Origin of the sequence: Neorhizobium sp. T7_12 (assembly GCF_002968535.1) — a bacterium.
GTDB lineage: Bacteria > Pseudomonadota > Alphaproteobacteria > Rhizobiales > Rhizobiaceae > Neorhizobium > Neorhizobium tomejilense.
On the sequence record NZ_PVBK01000008.1, the window covers coordinates 68,920 to 90,738 of the forward strand.

The window sequence follows — 21,819 nt, forward strand, 5'->3', positions numbered from 1 at the left end:
TCATCCATCCCCTTCGGTGGATTGCCTGAACGCATTGCGGGACGCTAGAAGTTCATTTCGACAAGATGAAATACAAGGCGTCGACGCAATGACACTGGACGACATCACCAACACCGTCATCAACCGGGCGAGCGACAGGCGACGTTTCATCGTTGCGGTCGCTGGCCCGCCGGGCGGCGGAAAATCCACGCTCGCCGACGCCCTGCACGAAGCCCTCCTGGCGAGAGGGGAAACCGCCGAAATCCTGCCGATGGACGGCTTCCACCTCGACAATGGCCTCCTCGAAGCCCGCGGCCTGTTGCCCCGCAAGGGCGCGCCGCAGACTTTCGACGTGCGCGGTTTTGCCGACATCCTCGAAGCGGTGCGGCAGGGGGGCGAGGAAGTGCTGGTACCGGTCTTCGATCGATCGCGCGAGATCGCCATCGCCTCGGCCCGCCCCATCTCCCCCGACACCCATATCGTTCTGGCGGAAGGCAACTACCTGCTGATCGACGAAGCGCCCTGGTCGCGGCTCGCCGACATGTTCGACTTCACGATCTTCGTCGGCCCTTCGGAAGAGGTGCTGCGCGAGCGGCTCAAGGCGCGCTGGGTGCATTACGGGCTCGACGAGGCGCAGATCGCGTGGAAACTCGACGGCAACGACCTGCCGAACGGCCGCTACATCCTCACCCACTCGCGGCCGGCCGACATCAGGCTCGAAAGCTTCTGAGGCCTGTTGCGGCAATGCCGGACTAGAGGGCCACGCCTGTTTCGCGGTCGAACACATGTACCTGTTCGGCCGGGATATTGGCTTCGAACCGTGCGCCGTAGCGGGCCGGGTATTCGCCGTCGACGATCGCGACCACCGGGTGGCCGGCGAGATCGAAGACGATGTGGGTCTGCGCGCCGGTCGGCTCGACCAGCAGTGTCTGGCCGGCAAGCGCCGTCCCGCCCGCACCAGGGCTGAGGTGTTCCGGACGCAGGCCCACCTTGATCGCCTGACCGCGCGTCACCTTGCGCTCCGGCGCGATGCGGATCGAGGTACCGTCGCCGAGACGCGCGGCAGCCTCGCCGCCATCGCCATCCACGGTGCCGTCGAGAAGGTTCATCGCCGGCGAACCGATGAAGGCGGCGACGAAGAGGTTGGCCGGCTTGCGATAAAGCTCCATCGGCGTGCCCTCCTGCTCCACCCTGCCCTGGTTGAGCACAACGATCCGGTCGGCGAGCGTCATCGCTTCGATCTGGTCGTGGGTGACGTAGATCGAAGTAGTCCCGACCTTCTGATGCAATTGCTTGATCTCCGAGCGCATCTGCACGCGGAGTTTCGCGTCGAGGTTTGAAAGCGGTTCGTCGAACAGGAAGACGGCCGGGTTGCGGACGATCGCTCGGCCCATGGCGACGCGCTGGCGCTGGCCGCCGGAAAGCTGCGCCGGCTTGCGGTCGAGAAGCGGCATCAGGTCGAGCATGCGGGCCGCCTCGGCGACGCGTTCGGCAATCACCGGCTTCGGGGTTCCGGAAAGGCGCAGGTTGAAGCCCATGTTCTCGGCGACCGTCATGTGCGGATAAAGCGCATAGGACTGGAACACCATGGCGATGTTGCGCTCGCGCGGCGTAAGCTCGTTGACGACAGCGTTGTCGATGATGACCTCGCCGGCGGTGATTTCCTCAAGCCCGGCAATCATCCGCAGCAGCGTCGATTTTCCGCAGCCGGACGGACCAACCAGCGCGACGAACTCGCCGTCTTCGATCGCCAGCGACACGCCGTGGATGACCGAGAGCGCCCCATAGGCCTTGCGGACTTGTCTGAGTTCGACGGATGCCATGCGAATTACTCCGGGTCGGGGCTCAGGACTTCACCGCACCGGCGGTCAGACCGGCGATGATGTGCTTCTGGGCCAGGAAGAAGGCGATGATGGTTGGCAGGATGGTGAGTGTGATGAAGGCCAGCACCAGCTGCCATTCGGTGCTGAATTCGCCCCGATAGATCATGATGCCGAGCGGCCAGGGATAACGGCTCTCGGAATTCAGCATGATCAGCGGCACGATGTAACTGTTCCAGCTGCCGACGAAGGAGATGATGCCGACGGTGGCGATGATCGGCCGCGATAGCGGCAGCGTGATGTGCCAGAAGAAGCGCATGTAGCCGCAGCCATCCACGAAGGCCGCGTCGAAGAGCTCGGACGGCAAATTGCGGAAGTAGTTGCGGAACAGCATGATGCTCATACCCATGCCGAACGCCACCTGCGGCAGCACCACGCCCCAGTATGTATCGATGAGCCCCAGATCACGGATGCGGATGTAGAGCGGCAGGATGGCCGTCGCTGCCGGGAACATCAGCCCGATCAGGAAATAGTTGACCAGGTAATCGGCGCCGAAGAAGCGGATATGCGCGAAGCAGAAGGCGGCCATGGCGCCGAAGGTCAACGTCAGGAACACCGTCAGCAGGGCGATGATCAGCGAATTGCTCATCTGCAGCCAGTAGCGCTTGCTGACGATGATATCCGTGTAGTTCGACCACTGCCATTCCGTCGGCAGGCCGAAGGGGTTGCCGCGCAGTTCGCCAAGGGTCTTGAAGCCGCCGAGCGCTGTGCTGATGAGCGGGACCACCACGATTGCCGCCACGATGATCAGCGACACGTACATATAGACCTGCGTGCCGGCGCGGATCCGCTGGCCGGACGTCGGCGCGCTGGCGGCATCGATGGGCTGTGCTGTCGAAATATCAGTCATTGCGCATGAACACCCGCTTGTAGCTGAAGGCGAGCGTCACGCAGATCACGAACAGCACCACGCCGACGGCGCTGCCGAACCCGACCTGCATGCGGGTCACCCCGAAATTGTACAGGAACGTCACCATCGTCTGCGTCGAGTTCGACGGCCCCCCGCCGGTGAGCGGCATGATCATGTCGAAAAGCTGCAGCGAGCCCACGACCGCAAAGAAGACGGAAAGACGCACGGTGGAACCGAGCAGCGGCAACGTCACAAGCCGGAATTTTTGGAAACCGGTCGCACCGTCGATGTCAGCCGCTTCCAGCACGCTCTTGTCGATCGCCTGCAGGCCGGCGATGAAGAGCATCATGTGAAAGCCGAAATACTTCCAGACCACGACGCCCAATATCGCGTAGATCGCCAGGTCCCGATCGGCCAGCCAGAACGGCGGCTCGACGCCGAGCATCTGCGAGATACCGGCAACGAGACCGAAATCCCCATCGTAGACGAAACGCCAGATCATGCCGGCCGCGACATCCGCGAGCACGTAGGGCAGGAAGAAGATCAGCCGGAAGAACAGCGCGCCCTTGATCCGGCTGGAGATCATCGTCGCCAGCCAGAGCGCCAGCGGAACCTGCACGCAAAGCGAGGCAAGCACGATCAGACCGTTGTTGATCAATGCCTGGGTGAAGGCGCTGTTGCGGAAAATGAGCTGGTAGTTGCGCCAGCCGACCCATTGCGTCGGACTGCCATAGCCGTTCCAGTTGTAGAAGGAATACCAGGCGGCCTCGCCCATGGGCAGAATGACCAGCACCGTGAACAGAAGAAGCGCCGGCGGCAGGAACAGGATCAGTACCGGCCACTTGCTGTTGGCAAGGGACCGCTTGCGGCGCCGCGATACCGCAAGTGTATTCCCGGACGGGACGGCATTGGCAGACATCAGCATATCGCTCATCGATTTTCGAGCCTTTCAGGCTGCGAGACGCCGTCAGGCGAGGACGGGAACCGGCGCTCCCAGGGTTGCTGGAACCTTAGGGGAGCGGGAGCGCCGGCGCTGCGCTTACTTTCGCTCGAGGGAATAGGCGTCCTCGATTTGCTGCGCCGCGGCAGCCGGTTTCATGCTGCCGGAGACCACTTCTACGCTGATGTCGTTGACGATCGCACCGACATTGGGACCGAGGTCCTGGTCGAGGAAGTTCTGGTGCCAGGTTTCCTTGGCAAGAGCTTCGGCAACTTCCTTCAGCAGTGGCTTGGAGATCGCTTCGCTCGCACCCTTGGCGACGGGCATGATCTGCGTATCCCTGGCGAGAAGCTTCTGCACGTCGGCGCTTGCCATGTAGCGGAGGAATTCCTCGGTTTCAGGCGGCGCGTTCTTGGTGACCGCCCATCCGTTGAGACCGCCGAAACTGTCGGTGGTCACACCGGCCCCTCCGCTGACGACGGGGAACGGGAAGCGGCCGATATTGTCGTCGGCAAGGCCTTTGCGGCTGGTCGAATTCGACGCCTGGGTCGAGGGTGTATTCTCGAAACTCAGGATGATCGCAGCACGGCCATCGCCGAACGTGGCAAGCGCATCGTTCCAGGTCGCACCCAGATAGCCATTCTGGAACGGCTCAAGCTTACCGAGCTCGGCCAGGCGCTCGCCGGCCTTGACGAAAGGCTTGCCGGCAAAGCCGTCGTTCTTGCCGGCCTTGGCATCGGCAAAGCCCTTTTGCCCCGCCTCGCGCATCGAAAGATAGCTCCAGTAGAAATGCAGGGGCCACTTGTCCCGCCCGCCGCCGGCAATCGGCGTGACGCCGGCCTGCTTCAGCGTTTTGACGGCACCGAGGAAATCATCCCAAGTCGCGATCTTCGAGGCATCGACCCCCGCCTTCTTGAACATTTCCTTGTTGTAATAAAAGGAAACGAGGCCGGTCCTGACGGCCGACGCCCAGACCTTGCCGTCGAAGGTTAGGCCGTCGACGGCAGAGGCGTTGATCGACTTGCGCCATTCCCCTCCGTTCGCGTCGATCGCAGCATTGATCGGCCGCAACGTGCCGGTCTCGGACTGCGCCTTGAGGACGCCGCCGCCCCAGGTATAAAAGATGCTTGGCGCGTCTTTCGATTGCAGAAGCGTCGGCAGCTTAGCCTTGAAGGCCTGGTTTTCCAGAAATTGCATCTCGACCTTGACGCCCGGGCGCTTGGCCTCGAAATCCCTGGCGATCTGGTTCCAGACCGCGACGTTCCCCGGCACCTGCTCGACATGCATCCAGCGAATAACGCTGTCCGCTGCAGCAGCGCCGGCCGTGAACATGCCACCCGCGAGGGCAACAGCGGTCGCTGAAATCAAACGCATCCTGTAGTATCTATTGGACATTGAAGGCGCTCCTCCCAAAGCTTTATTCCTGTATCCGAATTAAATAATCGGCAAGGCCAACGCATCTGTCAATAGCCCTGTGCGACATTGCCTGATTTTGGCAAAATTTGCGGCATTTGCTGCTTTTATCTATTGCATGCCGCATAAATTCAGATCTAGAACAAACCGAATTTAATTTGCACCTCGTATTAAATAGCGGTTTGGTGCAGAAGCCGACGAGTGCGCACAAGAGATGAAAACCGCCGATCCAGAACTCATGCGTGCGATGAATCGTCTCAGCGTGCTGGACACGATCCGGCGGCGCGGCCCTATCTCCCGCGTGGAGATTTCCGAGCGCACCGAGCTCTCGACGACCACCGTTTCGGCCATCACCGGTTCGCTGCTCGACGACGGGCTGATCCTGACCCGCCATGAGGGCGATATCCGCAACGAAGCGGTGCGCGGCCGGCCGCGCGTCATGCTCGAGGTCAATCCGGATGCCGCCCGCGTCGTCGGCGCCAAGATCGCTGCAAGCCGCATGGTCTTCGTCGTCACCAATTTCCGCGGCGACGTGCTCTCCCAGCTCACCCTGCCGATCCGGATCGATCGCCAGCCGATCGCGGTGATCGCCGATCTCGTCGAGGATGGCGTGCGCCGCTGCGTCGTCGATGCCGGCCTGTCGCTGGAGGATGTCGACAGCGTCTGCCTCGGGCTTCCAGGCGTTATCGAACACCGCACCGGACACGTCCGCTCGAGCCCGATCTTTCGCGAGATCAACATCGATTTTGCGGCCGAAATGTCCACGCGCCTGTCGACGCCGACCATCGTCGAGAGTGACGCCCATGCCATCACGCTCGGTCATCACTGGTTCGGAAAAGCCCGCGATCTGGAGGATATGGTCCTGATCTCGCTCGAACAGACGCTCGGCCTTGGCGTGCTGCACGGGAACCGGCTTTTCCGCGGTGCCGGCGGCCTTAGCCACAACCTCGGAGATCTCGTGCTCGGCATGGGACCCCAGGGCATCGTACGGCTTTCGAGCCTGGCGGGCGAGAGCGCTATCCTCGGCGAACAGCAGACGGACGGGCGTTTTGCCGAAGCGGTGCGGCTCGGCCGTGGCATGACCCATGTCCAGGCGCTCATCCAGGCCGACGACGACCGGCTGATCGGCGCGGCCGTTCGCGCCGGCGAGGCTGTCGGGCTGACGATCGCCAACATCGTCACGCTTTTCGCGCCGCCGCGCGTCATCCTCGTCGGCTCGTCGCTGGCGCTCGGCGAACCGTTCCTGAACAGCCTGCGCGATGCCTATGCGCTCGCCATTCCGCCGTCTCTGAAGGGTGTCAGCGAGCTCGTCTTCGACGATTCGACGGATGATTTCTGGGCGCAGGGAGCGGCGGCCGTCGCACTTTACGAACTTTATGAATCGCCCTGGAGCACCACCGGGCCGGCGCTCTGACGCGCCAAACATCAGCATTCATCGGGAGGAAACAATGGATAAAGTCGGTATCGGCATCATCGGATGCGGCAATATTTCGGGCGCCTATCTGAAGGCGATGACATCCGCTTTTCCGATCCTCGATATCCGCGGGCTGGGCGATCTCAACCGCGATCTGGCCGAGGCGAAGGCTTCCGAATTCAATCTCCAGGCCCGTACCGTCGATGAGCTGCTCGCCGATCCGAAGATCGAGATCATCGTCAACCTGACGATCCCCAAGGCGCATGTCACTGTTGCCCTGCAGGCGCTCGATGCGGGCAAGCACACCTATTCGGAAAAACCTCTCGGGATTAATTTCGCGGAAGGGAAAAAATTGGCGGAGGCCGCAAAGGCCAAGGGCCTGCGCATCGGCGCTGCCCCCGACACCTTCCTCGGCGGCGGCCACCAGACCGCCCGCGAACTGATCGACCAGGGCGTCATCGGAATTCCGGTCGGCGGCACCGCCACCTTCATGTGCCCCGGCCACGAGCGCTGGCACCCGAACCCCGCCTTCTATTACGAGGTCGGCGGCGGACCGATGCTCGACATGGGTCCCTATTACATCACCGATCTCGTCAACCTGCTCGGCCCGGTGTCGCAGGTGGCGGGCTTTGCGATCACCCCCCGCAAGGAGCGCATCATCACCAGCGAGCCGCGCAACGGCGAGCGCATTCCGGTGCACGTTCCGACCCATGTGGCCGGTGTCATGGCCTTTGCCAACGGCGCGGTCGTGCAGATCGGCATGAGCTTCGACGTCGCCGGCCACAAGCATGTGCCGCTCGAAGTCTACGGCACCGAGGGCACTCTGATCGTGCCGGACCCGAACCGTTTCGAGGGACCTGTCGGTTATCTGAAGAAGGGCGGCCAGTTCGAGGACCAGCCCACCACCCTGCCCTATGCCGACGGCAACTACCGCTCGATCGGCATCGCGGACCTGGCCCATGCGATCCGTTCCAACCGCCCGCACCGGGCGAACGGCGATCTGGCGCTGCATGTGCTGGAGGTCATGGAAGCCTTTCACACGGCTTCCGCCGAAGGGCGCACGATCAAGATCACCACGGCGACGGAGCGGCCCGCTCCGCTGTCGGAATCGCTTGTTGACGGCCAGCTGGCGAAATAATTCTGGAGGAAGACTAAAATGCGTGAAGCACTCATCGTATGGGGCGGCTGGAGCGGCCACGAACCGCAGGAATGCGCCGAGATCATCAAGGACATGCTGGAGGAAGACGGTTTCAAGGTCTATCTCGAGCATTCGACCGAGGCTTTCGCCGACCCTTCGATCCATGATCTGAGCCTCATCGTGCCGATCATGACCATGTCGAAAATCGAGAAGGAAGAGGTGAAGAACCTCGCGGCAGCCGTTCAGAGCGGTGTTGGCATTGCCGGTTATCATGGCGGTGCGGGCGATGCATTCCGCGAGTCGGTCGACTACCAGTTCATCATCGGCGGCCAGTGGGTCGCCCATCCCGGCAATATCATCGACTACACGGTGAATATCACGAGGCCGGACGACCCGCTGATGGAGGGGATCACCGATTTCCCCTACACGTCCGAGCAATATTACATGCACGTCGACCCCTCGAACGAGGTTCTGGCGACGACGACGTTTACCGGCGACCACGCCTACTGGATCGACGGCGTCGTGATGCCGGTGGTCTGGAAGCGGAAATACGGAGAGGGCCGCGTCTTCTATTCCTCCCTCGGCCACCAAGCCAAGGAGTTCGACGTGCCGCAGATGAAGACGATCTTCCGCCGCGGTGCGAATTGGGCGGCACGGTGAGATTGGACTGAGACGGCGCCTCCTTCAATCTCCCCCCTTGAGGGGGAGATGTCCGGCAGGGCAGAGGGGGGTGCTGCGGCATACTCTTCGCCAGTTGAGTTCGCGGCGCCACCCCCCTCTGTCACCTCTGGTGACATCTCCCCCACAAGGGGGGAGATTGGGAGTGCGTCGCACCCTCACATATCCCTCAACGCCGCAAACATCTCCGCAAACGCCGCATCCGTCCGATAAAACACCGGCGGACAACAGATCGGCGACGCAACCGTCACCTCTTCCCCACCTGTATATTCGACCCCGCTCCACACATGCACCCAGTCCGCCCCACCAGGCAGATAGACGCTGCGCACCTCCTGCGCCGCATGCCAGACCGGCGCCACCAGCAATTCCGGGCCGTAAAGATAGGCATCCTGAATGGCATAGGTCTTCGGGTCATGCTCGTGATGCAGGAAGAGCGGCCGCTGCACCGGCAAGCCACGGGCGGCGGCTTCGCTGGAGAGAGTCTTCAGGTACGGCGCCAGATGCACGTAGATCCGCGTCATCCGGGCGAAATGCTCCAGTACCTCGGGGTCCTGGTCGATCTGGATATTGTCGCGCGGACGGTTGCCCTCGTGGCTGCGCATGACCGGCGTGAAGGCCGCCATCTCGGCCCAGCGCATCAGCAACTCCGGCGTGCGGACATTGCCGAACAGGCTGGTATACCCGCCGATATCGGAATGGTGATAGGCATTCCCGAGCAGGCCTGACGAGAGGGCCGCGCACATCACGGTGACGAGCCCGTCATGGCGCGAGAAATCCACCGACTGGTCGCCGCCCCACAGCAGCGGGCAATGTTTCTGCACGCCGGTAAAGCCGGCCCGCATGAAGAACAGCGCCTCGCCCGTCTTGCCGCGGCTGGCAATCGCCTTGGCGTTGACTTCGGCCCAGAGGGTGGGCCAGGCATTGTGCATCAGCTTGGCATCGATGCCGTTCGCAAGCTCCACATCGATCGGCAGGTATTCGCCGAAATCGGCCATCCAGCCGGTCAGCCCGAAATCGAGCATACGGCGGCCGATGACCTCCTCGGCGAACCAATCGGCCGCTTGCCGGTTGGTGAAATCGACGACACCGCAATCGAACTCGCCGAAATCGACGATCGCCGTGCGGCCGAGCGGGTCCTTGGCGAAATAACCGGCCGCTTCCGCTTCGGGGAAAAGCGAGCCATCGACACAGAGATAGGGATTGATGTAACCGAGGAAGCGGATGCCCTCCTCGTTCAGCTCGGCGATACGCTGGCGCAGGTCCGGATAACGGTCGTCATTCGCCTGCCAATCCCAGAACAGCCGCGATCCAAACGAGGTCTGGCGGAGCCCGACCCAGTCCTCGCACCAGAGGCCCGAAACCTGCACCCCGGCATTGCGCATCTTTTCCAGCCGCTCGAAGGAATTGACGCCGTCCTTGAGGCCGATGATCGCGCCCTTGTAGACCCAGTCCGGCAGTTCCGGCTGCCGCCCGAACCGCAGCGACAGCGCCTCGACCAGCTCGACAAAACTCGGTGCGGCAAACAGCTCGATCCGCTCGGGCACTGCCCAGGCCTCGATCTCGTGAAAGGTCTTGCGGCGGAAATCGAAGACGGAATAGGCGGTCGTCTCCACATGCAGGGCATAACGCGCCGAGGAAATGTAGGTCGGCTGCGGGTAGTTTGTGTTGTAGTAGTCGCCGCCCGCCTTGTCCTTCAGGTCGGACTTGAAAGTGATCTCGCTCGTCTTGTCGCGGCCGACGCCGGGCTCCGAGGTCCAGAGCGGAAAGCGGCGTCCGCGCATGTCGAAATAGGACATCTGCTCGCCGCCGCCCCAGACATGCTCGTCATTGTCCGCATGGATGCGGATCCAGAAGCGGTTGATCGTCTCGTCCAATGAGCGGAAATGCACGGCGGTTTCCGAGACCGTCAGCTCCAGCCGCGGCGCCCGGCCCTCCGCCTCTGACAGGCTGACCACATTGCCGGCGACCTCCGCATGGCGTAGCGCGCTGCGCTCGACGATGTAATCCTCGACCTCGAAATTGCCGCGGTACATGTCCATCCGCTCCTGCCCCTGGCCGACGAATATGCAGGGCGAGGCAGCGCTGTGCCGCAGGATGTTGCGGCCGTTCAGCGAAATGAAAAAACCGTCTTGTGTCGTCTCGAATTTCATCTTGTCGGTACTCGATTGTTTCTACCGCAGCCGCGATACGTATCGCGCCACGGAATGGTCGAACCATGTGCGGGAAACCTCGGCCAGGGCGCCGTCCTGCGCCTGGCTCATGCGCAGCACATGGGGGATCGGCGCACCCGGCTTCTGGCCGAATGCCGGCGGTGCCCAGTCGGGCACGGTGTCGAGGTCGATCTTGTCTTCAGCCCGGACGATCCAGAGACCCAGCCGCGTGCGGTAGTAGAGATAAAGCGATTCCGACAGGTCTTCCGGCGTGATCGCCGCCACATAGGAGCCGTCGAGCCAGATCTCCTCGATCGCCGCGACTTTGCCCGACAGCCGACGGATGCGGCGGATGCGATGCCCTTCCGGCGAAAAGCCGAACTTCGGCAGGCCCTTGGGTTTGTCGAGCCGCATCACGTCGAGCAATTCCGCGGTCGGCAGACCGCCGCCCTGGATCAGTTCCAGCCGGAACATCGCATAGACGCTCTTCGGATCGCTGATCGCCCGGACATAGTTGCCGGATCCCTGCACCCGCTCCAACAGCCCGCGGTTCTGCAGTTCCGCCAGTGCCTTGCGCAGCGTGCCGACGGCAATGCCGAGCTGCACCGCCATGTCGCGCTCCGGCGCCAGCTTCTCGCCGTCGACCAGACGGCCGGCCGCGATGTCGCGAACCAGCAGTTCGGCGATTTGCAGATAGATCGGCAGGCTGCCGGGATAAGTGTCCATAAGCCGTTTCCCCCTCCCCAGGGAATGACCCACTCAAATTGATACACTATTGATTTACACGAACGCGGATGATATTCAAGTCCCAGGAGTCGAGGAGAATTTTGATGACCGTCGTGCCCATAACATCACCGGATCTCGATGCCGCCGAGGTATCCTGGTTCGCCGCCCTGTGCTCGGACGACTACGCCTATCTCGGCGTCCCCGACGATGGGCTGAAATCGAGCTGGGAACATTGCTCCGACATCGTCAGGCGCGCCGAGACGCTCGGCTTCCGCAACATCCTCTGCCCCTCGTCCTATCAGGTCGGCCAGGACACGCTGAGCTTCGCCGCAGCGGCCTCGCAAATCACCGACAGGATCAATCTGCTGGCCGCGATCCGCTGCGGCGAGATGCAGCCGATCATGCTCGCGCGCACCGTCGCCACGCTCGACCACATGCTGAAGGGCCGGCTGACGCTCAACGTCATTAGCTCCGATTTCCCCGGCGAAGTCGCCGACAGCGCCTTCCGTTATCGCCGCAGCCACGAGGTCGTGCAGATCCTCCGCCAGGCCTGGACCCGCGACACGATCGACCACGAGGGCGAGGTCTACAATTTCAAGGGCGTCACCACCGACCCGGCACGGCCTTACCAGCAGAACGGCGGCCCGCTTCTCTATTTCGGCGGTTATTCGCCGGATGCGCTGGAGCTCTGCGGCGCCCAATGCGACGTCTACCTGATGTGGCCGGAAACCAGGGACCAGCTCGCCGAACGCATGAAGGCGGCCCATGCCCGCGCCGCCGCCCATGGCCGGACGCTCGATTACGGCCTGCGTGTCCACATGATCGTCCGCGACACAGAGAAAGAGGCCCGCGAATATGCGGAGCATCTGGTCTCGAAACTGGACGACGAATATGGCCGGCTGATCCGCAGCCGTGCCCATGACAGCACCTCGCTCGGTGTCTCGCACCAGGCGAAGGCCCGCGAACTCGCCGACAAGTTCGGCTATGTCGAACCTCACCTCTGGACCGGCATCGGTCGTGCCCGCTCCGGCTGCGGCGCGGCACTTGTCGGCTCCGCCGACCAGGTGCTTTCGGAAATCGAGGCCTACAAGAAGATGGGCATCCGGGCTTTCATCTTTTCGGGTTACCCGCATCTCGACGAAGCGGAACATTTCGGCCAGAAGGTGCTGCCCGAGCTCAAGACCTGTTCGCTGCCGCATGCCTATGGTCGCGTGCCGGCCGAGACACCCGCAACGCCGCTCGGCAACGGGAGACGACCCTGATGGCCCCTCATCACCTGGATCGCATTCAACTTTCGCCCGATCTCCAGCTCAGCCGCCTCGTTTATGGCATGTGGCGGATCGGCGACGATGCCGATACCTCGCCGAAACATGTGCAGGCGAAGATCGAAGCCTGCCTGGCGCAGGGCATCACCACCATGGACCAGGCCGACATCTATGGCGGCTATACGGCGGAAGCGATTTTCGGAGGGGCGTTGAAGGCCTCGCCTTCGCTGCGCGACAAAATCGAGATCGTCACCAAATGCGGCATCGTCGCGCCGGCCGGCCGCCATTCCGCTGTCCGCGGCAAGCACTACGATACCAGTGCTGCCCATATCACCGCGTCGGTCGAGGCCTCGCTGCGCGACATGGCGACGGACCATATCGATTTGCTGCTGATCCACCGGCCCGATCCGTTGATGGATCCGGACGAGACGGGGCCGGCGCTCGATGCGCTGGTTGTATCCGGCAAGGTGCGCGCCGTCGGCGTTTCCAATTTCCGGCCCTGGGATTTCTCGCTGCTGCAATCCTCCATGGAAGCCGAACTCGTCACCAACCAGATCGAGATCAGCCTCGTCGCGGCCAACGCCTTCACCAATGGCGACCTTGCCTATCTGCAGGAACGCGGTATCGCGCCGATGGCCTGGTCGCCGCTCGGCGGCGGATCGCTGTTCAACAACCAGGGCCTGATGTCGGTGCTGGAGCGGATCGGCGCGGAACAGGGCGTCGATGCGACGGCCGTCGCTATCGCCTGGTTGCTGGCCCATCCCGCCAACATCCTGCCGGTTCTCGGCACCAACAATATCGCCCGTATCGCCACGAGCGCGGACGCCGCGAAGGTGACGATCGATCGCCAGACCTGGTTCGAACTCTACACAGCCGCAATCGGAAAGCAGGTGCCATGATGATCACTGCCGACACCGCAAGCATAACCAGCGAACAGATTTTCGTTCCGGATGCATCGACCGCGCGGCATTATCGCAATGCGCTAGGGGCGTTCACGACCGGTGTGACTGTGGTGACGGCAACAACCCCGGATGGCCCGATCGGGATGACGGTCAACAGCTTCACCTCGGTGTCGCTCGATCCGCCGCTGGTCCTCTGGTCGCCGGCCAAGAGCTCGTCACGCCATGCCGCCTTCACGGCGGCAGGCCACTTCGCCATCCATGTGCTGAGCGCCGACCAGGACCTGTTGAGCGCCCGCTTCACGCGCGGCGGTCTCGGGTTCGAGGAGCTTTTCTGGAACCAGAACCACGAAGGCGTGCCGGTCATACCCGGCACGCTGGCTCGCTTCGAATGCGAACTTTCCTCGATGCACGATGCCGGCGATCATACCCTGATCCTCGGCCGCGTGCTGCGCGCAGCCCACCGCGAAGGCGATCCGCTGTGTTTCTCGCGCGGCACTTTCGGCCGTTTCGCGAGCACCACCAGCCAGTAAAGACTAAAATCCGGCACGGGAAATATTGACCCGCAGGCGCGGTTGGGCCAAGTCAGTTTTGCGACAAACCAGCCAGGACCGACAGGGCAATCCATGACAATCATCAGACCGGAGATCAGCGCCCGCGCCGCGGCAGCGCCCCGCAGCGGCATTGGCGAAATCGTCACCTATGCCCGAGGCCGCGAAAACCTGATGCCGCTCTGGATCGGCGAAGGCGATCTGCCGACACCCGATTTCATCACCCGCGCCGCCAGCGAAGCCCTGCTCGCCGGCGAGACCTTCTACACCTGGACGCAGGGCATTCCGGCGCTCCGTGAAGCGATCGTCCGTTATTACCAGCGGCACTACGGGCGGGACCTGTCGGTCGATAACATCTATGTCACCGGCTCAGGCATGCAGTCGATCGTGCTCGCCATCCAGACCGTCGCCTCCGCCGGTGACGAGATCGTCTATCTCTCTCCCGCCTGGCCGAATGTCGTCAACGCCATCGGCGTTTCGGAAGCCAAGCCGGTTACCGTCGAACTCGGCTTTACCGACGGTCGCTGGACGCTCGATATCGACCGGCTGAAGGCAGCGATAACCCCGAAGACCAGCGCCCTCTTCATCAACTCGCCCTCCAACCCGACCGGCTGGACCGCGACCCATGACGACCTCAAGGCCGTCCTCGAACTCGCCCGCAAGCACGGCCTGTGGATCGTCGCAGACGAGATCTACGGCCTCTACTATTTCGAAGGCGGCCGCGCGCCGTCTTTCATGGACGTCATGGAGCCGGAAGACCGGATCATCTTCGCCAATTCCTTCTCGAAGAACTGGTGCATGACCGGCTGGCGCGTCGGCTGGATGGTCGCACCGGCGGAAATCGGCCAGACGCTGACCAACCTCATCCAGTATTCGACCTCGGGCGTCGCCCAGTTCATGCAGAAGGGCGCGATTGCCGCCCTCGAACAGGGCGACGACTTCGTCCGCACCAATATCGAACGGGCGCGAAAATCCCGCGACATCCTCTGCGACGCGCTGATTGCCACCAACCGTGTGGAAACGCTGAAGCCGGCCGGCGCACTCTATGCCTTCCTAAAGATCGACGGCGTCACCGACAGCCGCGAGGAAGCCTTCAGGATCGTCGACAAGACCGGCGTCGGATTGGCGCCGGGAACCGCCTTCGGTCCAGGCGGACAAGGCTTCATGCGCGCCTGTTTCCTGCGCGACCCGCTGCAGGTCGAGGATGCCGCGAGCCGGCTCAGCGACTATATCCGCAGCCGCTGATCCACGTTGCAAGCCCGACCAGGCCAGCTCGCATGAACTGGCCTTCGGCCACACACGATCCCCCCGCGCAGTTACCTGCCGTGGCTCTGTCAAAGATCGGAGAGCCCACACGAATGCGGAACCTCGATTGATTTTTTAATGGTGGCTCCGCATTCGCGTGGCCTTCGGCGTCTTGTCGAGGCTTCCGGCCTCTACAGGTGATCATCTCGCCTCGCTGCGTGGCTGTGTTCACGGTTTCCTTTCGGGAAACCTTGCCACTTGCACGGCTCAACCGAACCGGACATGGCTGTCCGGGGGAGGCTTGATAGGAATGGTCGTCTTCCAACTAGCACTCCATGGCTTTCACCTCTTCCACCATTCCCGCACGTTACGGTTCCGATGAAAGCGCCGGCCCCCGCCTGCCCGCGAACGTCTCGCGAAACACTCCGGCGACGGAAGCGGGGGGATTGTAGGCACGGGTTTCGGGGACGGGGAAATCACAGCGGGATTTTTTTCGGGCGTGCCGTGTGATGCCCGCCCGATCCCTCGCCCGTATGCAATCCGGAAATCCCGTTTCAGTCCGCAAACCCATCCGGCGCGACTGCCGCCGGACGTCCGCCCGCAATGATCTCGCGTTTGCCGACATGGTTGGCGGGGCCTACCAGGCCTTCCTGCTCCATACGCTCCACCAAAGAGGCGGCGCGGTTGTAACCGACCGAGAGGCGGCGCTGGATATAGGAGGTCGAGCACTTGCGGTCCTTCATGACCACTTTGACGGCCTTGTCGTAAAGTTCGTCGCTGTCGTCTCCGCCCATCGCGCTCTTGTCGAACACGGCTTCCTGGCTCGATACGTCCTCGTCTTCCTCGTCGTCTTCATCCTCGGTGACCGTGCCGAGATAATCCGGCCGGCCTTGCGTCTTCAGGTGGCGGACCACCAGTTCGACTTCGGCGTCCGAAACAAACGGGCCGTGGACGCGGGAAATCCGCCCGCCGCCGGCCATATGCAGCATGTCGCCCTGGCCGAGCAGGTGCTCTGCACCCTGTTCGCCGAGAATGGTGCGGCTGTCGATCTTCGATGTCACTTGGAAGGAGATGCGGGTCGGAAAATTCGCCTTGATCGTGCCGGTGATGACGTCGACGGACGGGCGCTGGGTCGCCATGATCACATGGATGCCGGCGGCGCGCGCCATCTGCGCCAGGCGCTGCACGGCGCCTTCGATATCCTTGCCGGCGACCATCATCAGGTCGGCCATTTCGTCGATGATGACGACGATATAAGGCATCGGCGAGAGATCCATCTCCTGCTCTTCGTAGAGGATTTCGCCCGTCTGCCGGTCGAAGCCCGCCTGGACGCTGACGGTGATGACCTCGCCCTTTTCGCGGGCACCCGCGGCGCGCTGATTGTAGCCGTCGATATTGCGCACGCCGAGGCGCGACATCTTCTTGTAGCGATCCTCCATCTCGCGGACCGCCCATTTCAGCGCCAGGACGGCCTTCTTGGGATCGGTCACGACCGGCGTCAGCAGGTGCGGAATGCCGTCATAGACGGAAAGCTCCAGCATCTTCGGATCGATCATGATCAGCCGGCATTCCTCCGGCCGCAGCCGGTAGAGAAGCGACAGGATCATCGTGTTGATAGCGACCGACTTGCCCGAACCGGTCGTGCCGGCGACGAGCAGATGCGGCATCTTGGCGAGCTCGGCGATAACCGGTTCGCCGCCGATCGTCTTGCCGAGGCAAAGCGCCAGCCGGTGCTTGGTCTCCCAATAGTCCTCGCACTCGATCAGTTCGCGGAAATACACCGTCTCGCGCGTCGCGTTCGGCAGTTCGATGCCGATGACGTTGCGGCCGGGCACCACGGCAACGCGGGCCGACAGAGCCGACATCGACCGGGCGATATCGTCCGCAAGGCCGATGACCCGCGAGGATTTGACGCCCGGCGCCGGCTCGAATTCATAAAGCGTCACGACCGGGCCCGGCCGCACATCGATGATCTCGCCGCGGATGCCGAAATCCTCGAGAATGCTCTCGAGCAGGCCGGCGCTCTGCTGCAGGGCATCCGGCTGCATCGCCTGGCCACGCTCGCCCTGCGGCTCCTGGAGCAGCGAGATCGGCGGAAATTCGTATTCCGCCTCTGCCGGCCGGACGGTTCGCGGACGAAGTATTTCGGGTTGAGCGACGATCGGGGCGGCCGTGACCGGGGCGGGTGCGGGGGCCGTCACCGGCGCCTGTGCGATAGGGGCCGGCGCCGGTTCGATGATCGGTGCCCTGGCCTTCACCACACGCTGCGGAGCGGCCCGGACAGGTGCAACGGGCTCCGGCGCCTTCACCGGCTCCGGCCTCGGAGACGGCGCAACGACAACGGTTCTGGCCGCGCTCCTGCGCGGGACTTCACGATAAAGCGCCGTCACCGGTTCGCCCGGCTGCACCACGGCAGCCGCGATTGGCGGTTCGGCGGGCTGAACGCCGGTTTCCACAACGACCGGACCCTCCAGTTCGAAGGGCATGGCGTCCCAGAAGGCGAAATCGGAGATCGCGATATCCTGGCGCGGCACCGCGATTGGCGCTGCCTCCTCAAGCCGCTCGGGCTGTGCGACGGCAGGCGCTTCCGGCACATGGTAACGCATCGTCGCCGCGAGCTGCTGCAGGCCCGCGATCTGTTCGATCGGGGCGGGGAGCGCCTCGCCGGCGACCTGCGAATCATCCGCGGCCGGGGTCAGGAACGCTTCGGACGGGATGATTTCGATCTGCTCGGCAACCGGCGCCTCGCCCTGCTCCGCAGGAGCCTGCCCGGAATTCGCCTTGCGGGCCAGAGCGCTTTCGGGCGTGCGGGTGAACCGCACGTTCGGGGCCAGCCGGAACGCTGCCTGCCATGGCGCCTGCTCGATCGCCGACTGGTTGAGATCAGCCAGATTCTGGCGGCGAAGACCCGGCTGCGCCGGGTCGACAGCGTCGTCTTCGGCGTTGGAAAGGTCAGAACTCTGAGGATGATTATTGCGTGAGAACTGCATGACAACCAGACGAGATACGGGAAGGGCACATTCTCATAGGAAGTAGAAAATAAAGGTTAACTGGTCCTTTCCAAGCGGCGAATGATGTCATGAAATCGGTCGGAGTGCCGGTTGCCCTTGCCAAGATTGTTGCACTGCGTCATCACTATAAGAATGCCGGCACCCGATCTCACCATTCTGGTCATCGATGAAAATGCCATCCGCGCTTCCATCATCGAGGAAGGGCTGCGGGAGGCTGGGCATAGCAAAGTCACCGTCATCCACGAGGTTCAGGGCGTCGCGCGCATCATCGAAACGTTGAAGCCGGACGTTATCGTCATCGATATCGAGAACCCCAACCGCGACATGATGGAGCATCTGTTCCAACTGACCCGCACCGTCAGCCGGCCGATCGCCATGTTCGTCGACCGTTCCGATACGGCCCTGATCGAAGCGGCAATGGATGCGGGCGTCTCTGCCTATGTGGTCGACGGGCTGAAGAAGGAGCGTGTCAAGGCGATCCTCGACATGGCGGTCAGCCGCTTCAACGCCTTCAGCCGGCTTCAGCGGGAGCTCGCCGAGGCAAAATCGGCGCTCGAGGAGCGCAAGGTGATCGAGCGGGCCAAGGGCATTCTGATGAAGATGCGCGGCCTGTCGGAAGAAGACGCGTTTGCGCTGCTGCGCCAGACAGCGATGAACGAAAAGAAGAAGATGTCGGACATCGCGCAAAGCGTGGTCACGGCAGCGGGCCTGTTGATGTGATGGTTCCGAGCACCGAAATGTCCGGGAGAAAGCCGGAGTGAACATGATGATGAATACCGACCGATCCGGAAGCAACCTCTCCGCGCCCACCCGTTCGAACGGCGAGGGGCCGAAGGTCCTGCGCGCCGGATTCATCCCGCTGGTCGACGCTTCCGTGCTGATCGCTGCCGCCGAATTCGGCTTTGCCGCAAAGGAGGGGCTGACCCTCGATCTGGTCAAGGACGTGTCCTGGGCCAATGTCCGCGACCGCCTCGCCTTCCGCCAGTTTGACATCGCCCACATGCTGTCGCCGATGCCGGTCGCCTCCATGCTGGGGCTCGGCTCCAACCCCTCGCCCACCATCACGCCGTTTTCGCTCGGACGCGGCGGCAATGCGATCACGCTTTCGACGCGGCTTTTCGAGCGCATGCGCGAGGTCGGCGGGATATCGGAAACAGCAGGCGCCCTGGAGAACGCAAAGGCGCTCGCCAGCGTGCTCGAAGCGATGAGGGAACGCGGCGAAGCACTGCCGATGTTCGGCGTGACCTATCCCTTCTCCTCCCATAATTACGAATTCCGCTACTGGCTTGCCGCCGGCGGAATAGACCCGGACAGGGATGTGAAACTCGTCGTCGTGCCCCCGCCGATGACCTCCGATGCACTGGCAGCCGGCGCCATCGACGGCTTCTGTGTCGGCGCGCCGTGGAACATGATCGCATCCGAACGCGGGGTCGGCCGGATTGTCGCCGCCAAGCAGGATATCTGGCCCTCGGCACCGGAAAAAGTGATCGCCATGCGGCCAGAATGGGCCGAAAGCCATCCCGAAACCGTCTCCCGTCTCATCGTCGCGCTCGATGCCGCGGCCCGCTGGTGCGACAGGGCCGAAAACCATGATACGCTCGCCGAAGTGCTTGCGGCCCCCCGTTTCATCGCCGCGCCGGTCGATATCATCCGCCACGTGCTCTCGGGTGCGTTCAACCTGGATGCCAAGGGCAACCGCCGCGTCATCACCGACTATTTCACCTTCCACCGCGGATTTGCCAACTATCCGCGGCCGAGCCATGCACTGTGGCTCTACAGCCAGATGATCCGCTGGGGTCAGATCGAATTCAGCGAACAAGGCCTACGGGCAGCGGCGGCTGCCTATCGCCCCGATCTCTACCGGACAGCCCTTGGCATCGGCCCGACTGAACCGGACGTCGGCATCGAAGGAGACCGAAGCGGTGACCGCTTCATGGACGGCCATGTGTTCGACCCCTCGAACATGATGGATTACGTCCGAGATTTCGCCGTCCGAAGCTCTCTCCCTGCCCATCCGGACCGTCAGGACGTCTGAAATTCCGGCAAGCGCTGCACAGCATTTGGCGCCCTCAGTTTGGCAATCGCACAAAAATATTGCAGCGCGATAAGCTGCCGACAATTTAAGCCAAAACTTTCACAACCAAAATTTTGTTGTTTTTCAGCGACCTAGCAAGGCGCTCGAAAACTGGCACGGCCTTTGCTTATTAGAAATTGCTCCGGTCAATGGCGACTGGAGCAGTTAGGCGCGTGATAAGCGCTTTCAAAGACATCGACGTCGCAAGGTTTTTGCTGCCCGGAACTCCTCCCAGTTCCCAGGCGCGATCTCCAAGCGGCGTTTTTTTGTGCCTAATTCCTAAGAACCAGCAGAGGGAACCTGCGCATGACCAAGATTTTGATGAGCGGCATCACCCGTCGCAGCCTGATCAAGACGACAGCTACCGCCGCCCTCATCGGCGCCGTCAAGACCGCATTCCCGTCCGGCGCCTTCGCAGCCGGGGCCGGCCCGGAGGTGAAGGGCATCAAGCTCGGCTACATCGCGCTCACCGACGCCGCCCCGCTGGTCATCGCCAAGGAGAAGGGTTTCTTCGACAAGCACGGCCTTCCCGAAGTCGATGTCGCCAAGCAGGCGTCCTGGGGTGCGACCCGCGACAACCTCGTTCTCGGCGGCGCCGCGAACGGCATCGACGGCGCCCATATCCTCTCGCCGCTCCCCTACCTGATGCACACCGGCAAGGTGACCCAGAACAACAAGCCAGTGCCGATGGCGATCCTCGCCCGCCTCAACCTCGATAGTCAGGGCATTTCGGTCGCCAAGGAATATGCCGAGACCGGCGTGCAGCTCGATGCCTCCAAGCTGAAGGCGGCGTTTGAGAAGAAGAAGGCCGAAGGCAAGGAAATCAAGGCCGCCATGACCTTCCCGGGCGGCACGCACGACCTCTGGATCCGCTACTGGCTGGCCGCCGGCGGTATCGACCCCAACAAGGACGTCTCGACCATCGTCGTGCCGCCGCCGCAGATGGTGGCGAACATGAAGGTCGGCAACATGGACGTCTTCTGTGTCGGCGAACCCTGGAACGAGCAGCTCGTCAACCAGGGCATCGGCTTCACGGCGGCCACCACCGGCGAACTCTGGAAGGGCCATCCCGAAAAGGCGCTCGGCGTGCGCGCCGACTGGATCGAGAAGAACCCGAACGCCGCCAAGGCCCTGCTGATGGCTGTCATGGAAGCCCAGCAATGGTGCGAAAGCATGGACAACAAGGCGGAGATGGCCGAAATCCTCGGGCGCCGTCAGTGGTTCAACGTGCCGCCGAAGGACGTCCTCGGTCGCCTGAAGGGCGACATCAACTACGGCAACGGCCGTGTCGCCAATGGCACCGACCTTTACATGAAGTTCTGGAAGGACGGCGCGTCCTACCCGTTCAAGAGCCACGACAGCTGGTTCATGGCCGAGAACATCCGCTGGGGTAACCTTCCCGCCAACACCGACATCAAGGCGCTGGTCAACCAGGTGAACCGCGAGGACATCTGGCGCGCCGCCGCCAAGGATCTCGGGGTCGCGGCAGCCGACATCCCGGCCTCTTCTTCGCGCGGCAAGGAGACCTTCTTCGACGGCAAGGTCTTCGATCCGGAAAACCCCTCGGCCTATCTCGACAGCCTTTCGATCAAGGCGGCGTCCTGAT

Annotated in this window: 18 protein-coding genes; 11 read left to right on the forward strand and 7 right to left on the reverse strand. The window is 62.8% G+C overall.

What is annotated here, in order from left to right; genetic code table 11:
- Positions 1 to 88 precede the first annotated feature (88 nt).
- A complete protein-coding gene (locus tag C5J26_RS18420; protein ID WP_105403077.1) occupies positions 89 to 709 on the forward strand; it encodes a nucleoside triphosphate hydrolase in 621 nt (206 codons plus the stop codon).
- A 22-nt stretch (positions 710 to 731) separates the two neighbouring features.
- Here C5J26_RS18420 and C5J26_RS18425 read toward each other — a convergent pair whose 3' ends face one another.
- From C5J26_RS18425 to C5J26_RS18440, 4 genes are all read right to left on the reverse strand, one after another.
- Positions 732 to 1,802, reverse strand: a complete 1,071-nt coding sequence (locus C5J26_RS18425) for an ABC transporter ATP-binding protein (RefSeq protein ID WP_105403078.1) — start codon at positions 1,800 to 1,802, stop codon at positions 732 to 734.
- Between the two features lie 22 nt (positions 1,803 to 1,824).
- Positions 1,825 to 2,709 carry a carbohydrate ABC transporter permease gene (locus tag C5J26_RS18430; protein ID WP_172724039.1) on the reverse strand — a complete coding sequence of 295 codons (885 nt, stop codon included), beginning with the start codon at positions 2,707 to 2,709 and terminating at the stop codon, positions 1,825 to 1,827.
- Positions 2,702 to 3,628 (reverse strand): carbohydrate ABC transporter permease, encoded by a 927-nt coding sequence (locus C5J26_RS18435; RefSeq protein WP_172724052.1) that lies wholly within the window; start codon positions 3,626 to 3,628, stop codon positions 2,702 to 2,704. Before C5J26_RS18435 ends, C5J26_RS18430 begins: the two co-directional genes overlap by 8 nt.
- Positions 3,629 to 3,748: 120 nt before the next feature.
- Positions 3,749 to 5,023 carry an ABC transporter substrate-binding protein gene (locus C5J26_RS18440; RefSeq protein ID WP_245437370.1) on the reverse strand — a complete coding sequence of 425 codons (1,275 nt, stop codon included), beginning with the start codon at positions 5,021 to 5,023 and terminating at the stop codon, positions 3,749 to 3,751.
- 253 nt (positions 5,024 to 5,276) lie between these two features.
- On the opposite strand from C5J26_RS18440, the gene C5J26_RS18445 reads away from it, so the two are divergent.
- The 3 genes from C5J26_RS18445 to C5J26_RS18455 are packed head-to-tail and all read left to right on the forward strand — an operon-like array spanning position 5,277 to position 8,274.
- On the forward strand, positions 5,277 to 6,476 hold the full coding sequence (locus C5J26_RS18445; protein ID WP_105403080.1) for an ROK family transcriptional regulator: 1,200 nt from the start codon (positions 5,277 to 5,279) through the stop codon (positions 6,474 to 6,476).
- 34 nt (positions 6,477 to 6,510) lie between these two features.
- Positions 6,511 to 7,614 (forward strand): Gfo/Idh/MocA family protein, encoded by a 1,104-nt coding sequence (locus tag C5J26_RS18450; protein ID WP_105403081.1) that lies wholly within the window; start codon positions 6,511 to 6,513, stop codon positions 7,612 to 7,614.
- Positions 7,615 to 7,632: 18 nt separating this feature from the next.
- Positions 7,633 to 8,274: a ThuA domain-containing protein gene (locus C5J26_RS18455; protein WP_037077850.1), complete on the forward strand. Its 642-nt coding sequence runs from the start codon at positions 7,633 to 7,635 to the stop codon at positions 8,272 to 8,274.
- 176 nt (positions 8,275 to 8,450) lie between these two features.
- On the opposite strand, the gene C5J26_RS18460 is transcribed toward C5J26_RS18455, so the two are convergent.
- Complete coding sequence (locus C5J26_RS18460) at positions 8,451 to 10,442, reverse strand: alpha-glucosidase (protein ID WP_105403082.1); 1,992 nt, start codon at positions 10,440 to 10,442, stop codon at positions 8,451 to 8,453.
- A 21-nt stretch (positions 10,443 to 10,463) separates the two neighbouring features.
- Positions 10,464 to 11,168, reverse strand: a complete 705-nt coding sequence (locus C5J26_RS18465) for a GntR family transcriptional regulator (RefSeq protein ID WP_105403083.1) — start codon at positions 11,166 to 11,168, stop codon at positions 10,464 to 10,466.
- A gap of 104 nt (positions 11,169 to 11,272) precedes the next feature.
- On the opposite strand from C5J26_RS18465, the gene C5J26_RS18470 reads away from it, so the two are divergent.
- From C5J26_RS18470 to C5J26_RS18485, 4 genes are all read left to right on the forward strand, one after another.
- On the forward strand, positions 11,273 to 12,430 hold the full coding sequence (locus C5J26_RS18470) for an LLM class flavin-dependent oxidoreductase (protein ID WP_105403084.1): 1,158 nt from the start codon (positions 11,273 to 11,275) through the stop codon (positions 12,428 to 12,430).
- A gap of 14 nt (positions 12,431 to 12,444) precedes the next feature.
- On the forward strand, positions 12,445 to 13,332 hold the full coding sequence (locus C5J26_RS18475; RefSeq protein WP_105403179.1) for an aldo/keto reductase family oxidoreductase: 888 nt from the start codon (positions 12,445 to 12,447) through the stop codon (positions 13,330 to 13,332).
- The gene (locus C5J26_RS18480) at positions 13,332 to 13,865 is read left to right on the forward strand and encodes a flavin reductase family protein (protein WP_371681931.1); all 534 of its coding nucleotides are present in this window, start codon (positions 13,332 to 13,334) and stop codon (positions 13,863 to 13,865) included. Before C5J26_RS18475 ends, C5J26_RS18480 begins: the two co-directional genes overlap by 1 nt.
- 93 nt (positions 13,866 to 13,958) lie before the next feature.
- Positions 13,959 to 15,128 carry a pyridoxal phosphate-dependent aminotransferase gene (locus C5J26_RS18485; protein WP_105403086.1) on the forward strand — a complete coding sequence of 390 codons (1,170 nt, stop codon included), beginning with the start codon at positions 13,959 to 13,961 and terminating at the stop codon, positions 15,126 to 15,128.
- Between the two features lie 554 nt (positions 15,129 to 15,682).
- Here C5J26_RS18485 and C5J26_RS18490 read toward each other — a convergent pair.
- Positions 15,683 to 18,118, reverse strand: coding sequence for a DNA translocase FtsK (locus tag C5J26_RS18490; protein ID WP_105403087.1), 2,436 nt, complete (start codon positions 18,116 to 18,118; stop codon positions 15,683 to 15,685).
- 153 nt (positions 18,119 to 18,271) lie between these two features.
- On the opposite strand from C5J26_RS18490, the gene C5J26_RS18495 reads away from it, so the two are divergent.
- The 3 genes from C5J26_RS18495 (at position 18,272) to C5J26_RS18505 (ending at position 21,818) form a co-directional block, all read left to right on the forward strand.
- Positions 18,272 to 18,859, forward strand: coding sequence for an ANTAR domain-containing response regulator (locus tag C5J26_RS18495; RefSeq protein ID WP_038590280.1), 588 nt, complete (start codon positions 18,272 to 18,274; stop codon positions 18,857 to 18,859).
- Between the two features lie 37 nt (positions 18,860 to 18,896).
- Positions 18,897 to 20,174: a CmpA/NrtA family ABC transporter substrate-binding protein gene (locus C5J26_RS18500; RefSeq protein ID WP_206051200.1), complete on the forward strand. Its 1,278-nt coding sequence runs from the start codon at positions 18,897 to 18,899 to the stop codon at positions 20,172 to 20,174.
- A gap of 345 nt (positions 20,175 to 20,519) precedes the next feature.
- Positions 20,520 to 21,818: a CmpA/NrtA family ABC transporter substrate-binding protein gene (locus C5J26_RS18505; RefSeq protein ID WP_105403088.1), complete on the forward strand. Its 1,299-nt coding sequence runs from the start codon at positions 20,520 to 20,522 to the stop codon at positions 21,816 to 21,818.
- Position 21,819 lies beyond the last annotated feature (1 nt).

What these genes read in the sequence shown, in the direction of transcription:
- C5J26_RS18440 (WP_245437370.1), bottom strand. Translation starts at nt 5,023, where the DNA reads ATGCGTTTGATTTCAGCGACCGCTGTTGCCCTCGCGGGTGGCATGTTC.
- C5J26_RS18435 (WP_172724052.1), bottom strand. Translation starts at nt 3,628, where the DNA reads ATGTCTGCCAATGCCGTCCCGTCCGGGAATACACTTGCGGTATCGCGG.
- C5J26_RS18450 (WP_105403081.1), top strand. Translation starts at nt 6,511, where the DNA reads ATGGATAAAGTCGGTATCGGCATCATCGGATGCGGCAATATTTCGGGC.
- C5J26_RS18425 (WP_105403078.1), bottom strand. Translation starts at nt 1,802, where the DNA reads ATGGCATCCGTCGAACTCAGACAAGTCCGCAAGGCCTATGGGGCGCTC.
- C5J26_RS18490 (WP_105403087.1), bottom strand. Translation starts at nt 18,118, where the DNA reads ATGCAGTTCTCACGCAATAATCATCCTCAGAGTTCTGACCTTTCCAAC.
- C5J26_RS18420 (WP_105403077.1), top strand. Translation starts at nt 89, where the DNA reads ATGACACTGGACGACATCACCAACACCGTCATCAACCGGGCGAGCGAC.
- C5J26_RS18485 (WP_105403086.1), top strand. Translation starts at nt 13,959, where the DNA reads ATGACAATCATCAGACCGGAGATCAGCGCCCGCGCCGCGGCAGCGCCC.
- C5J26_RS18455 (WP_037077850.1), top strand. Translation starts at nt 7,633, where the DNA reads ATGCGTGAAGCACTCATCGTATGGGGCGGCTGGAGCGGCCACGAACCG.
- C5J26_RS18465 (WP_105403083.1), bottom strand. Translation starts at nt 11,168, where the DNA reads ATGGACACTTATCCCGGCAGCCTGCCGATCTATCTGCAAATCGCCGAA.
- C5J26_RS18495 (WP_038590280.1), top strand. Translation starts at nt 18,272, where the DNA reads ATGCCGGCACCCGATCTCACCATTCTGGTCATCGATGAAAATGCCATC.
- C5J26_RS18480 (WP_371681931.1), top strand. Translation starts at nt 13,332, where the DNA reads ATGATCACTGCCGACACCGCAAGCATAACCAGCGAACAGATTTTCGTT.
- C5J26_RS18470 (WP_105403084.1), top strand. Translation starts at nt 11,273, where the DNA reads ATGACCGTCGTGCCCATAACATCACCGGATCTCGATGCCGCCGAGGTA.
- C5J26_RS18445 (WP_105403080.1), top strand. Translation starts at nt 5,277, where the DNA reads ATGAAAACCGCCGATCCAGAACTCATGCGTGCGATGAATCGTCTCAGC.
- C5J26_RS18460 (WP_105403082.1), bottom strand. Translation starts at nt 10,442, where the DNA reads ATGAAATTCGAGACGACACAAGACGGTTTTTTCATTTCGCTGAACGGC.
- C5J26_RS18430 (WP_172724039.1), bottom strand. Translation starts at nt 2,709, where the DNA reads ATGACTGATATTTCGACAGCACAGCCCATCGATGCCGCCAGCGCGCCG.
- C5J26_RS18505 (WP_105403088.1), top strand. Translation starts at nt 20,520, where the DNA reads ATGACCAAGATTTTGATGAGCGGCATCACCCGTCGCAGCCTGATCAAG.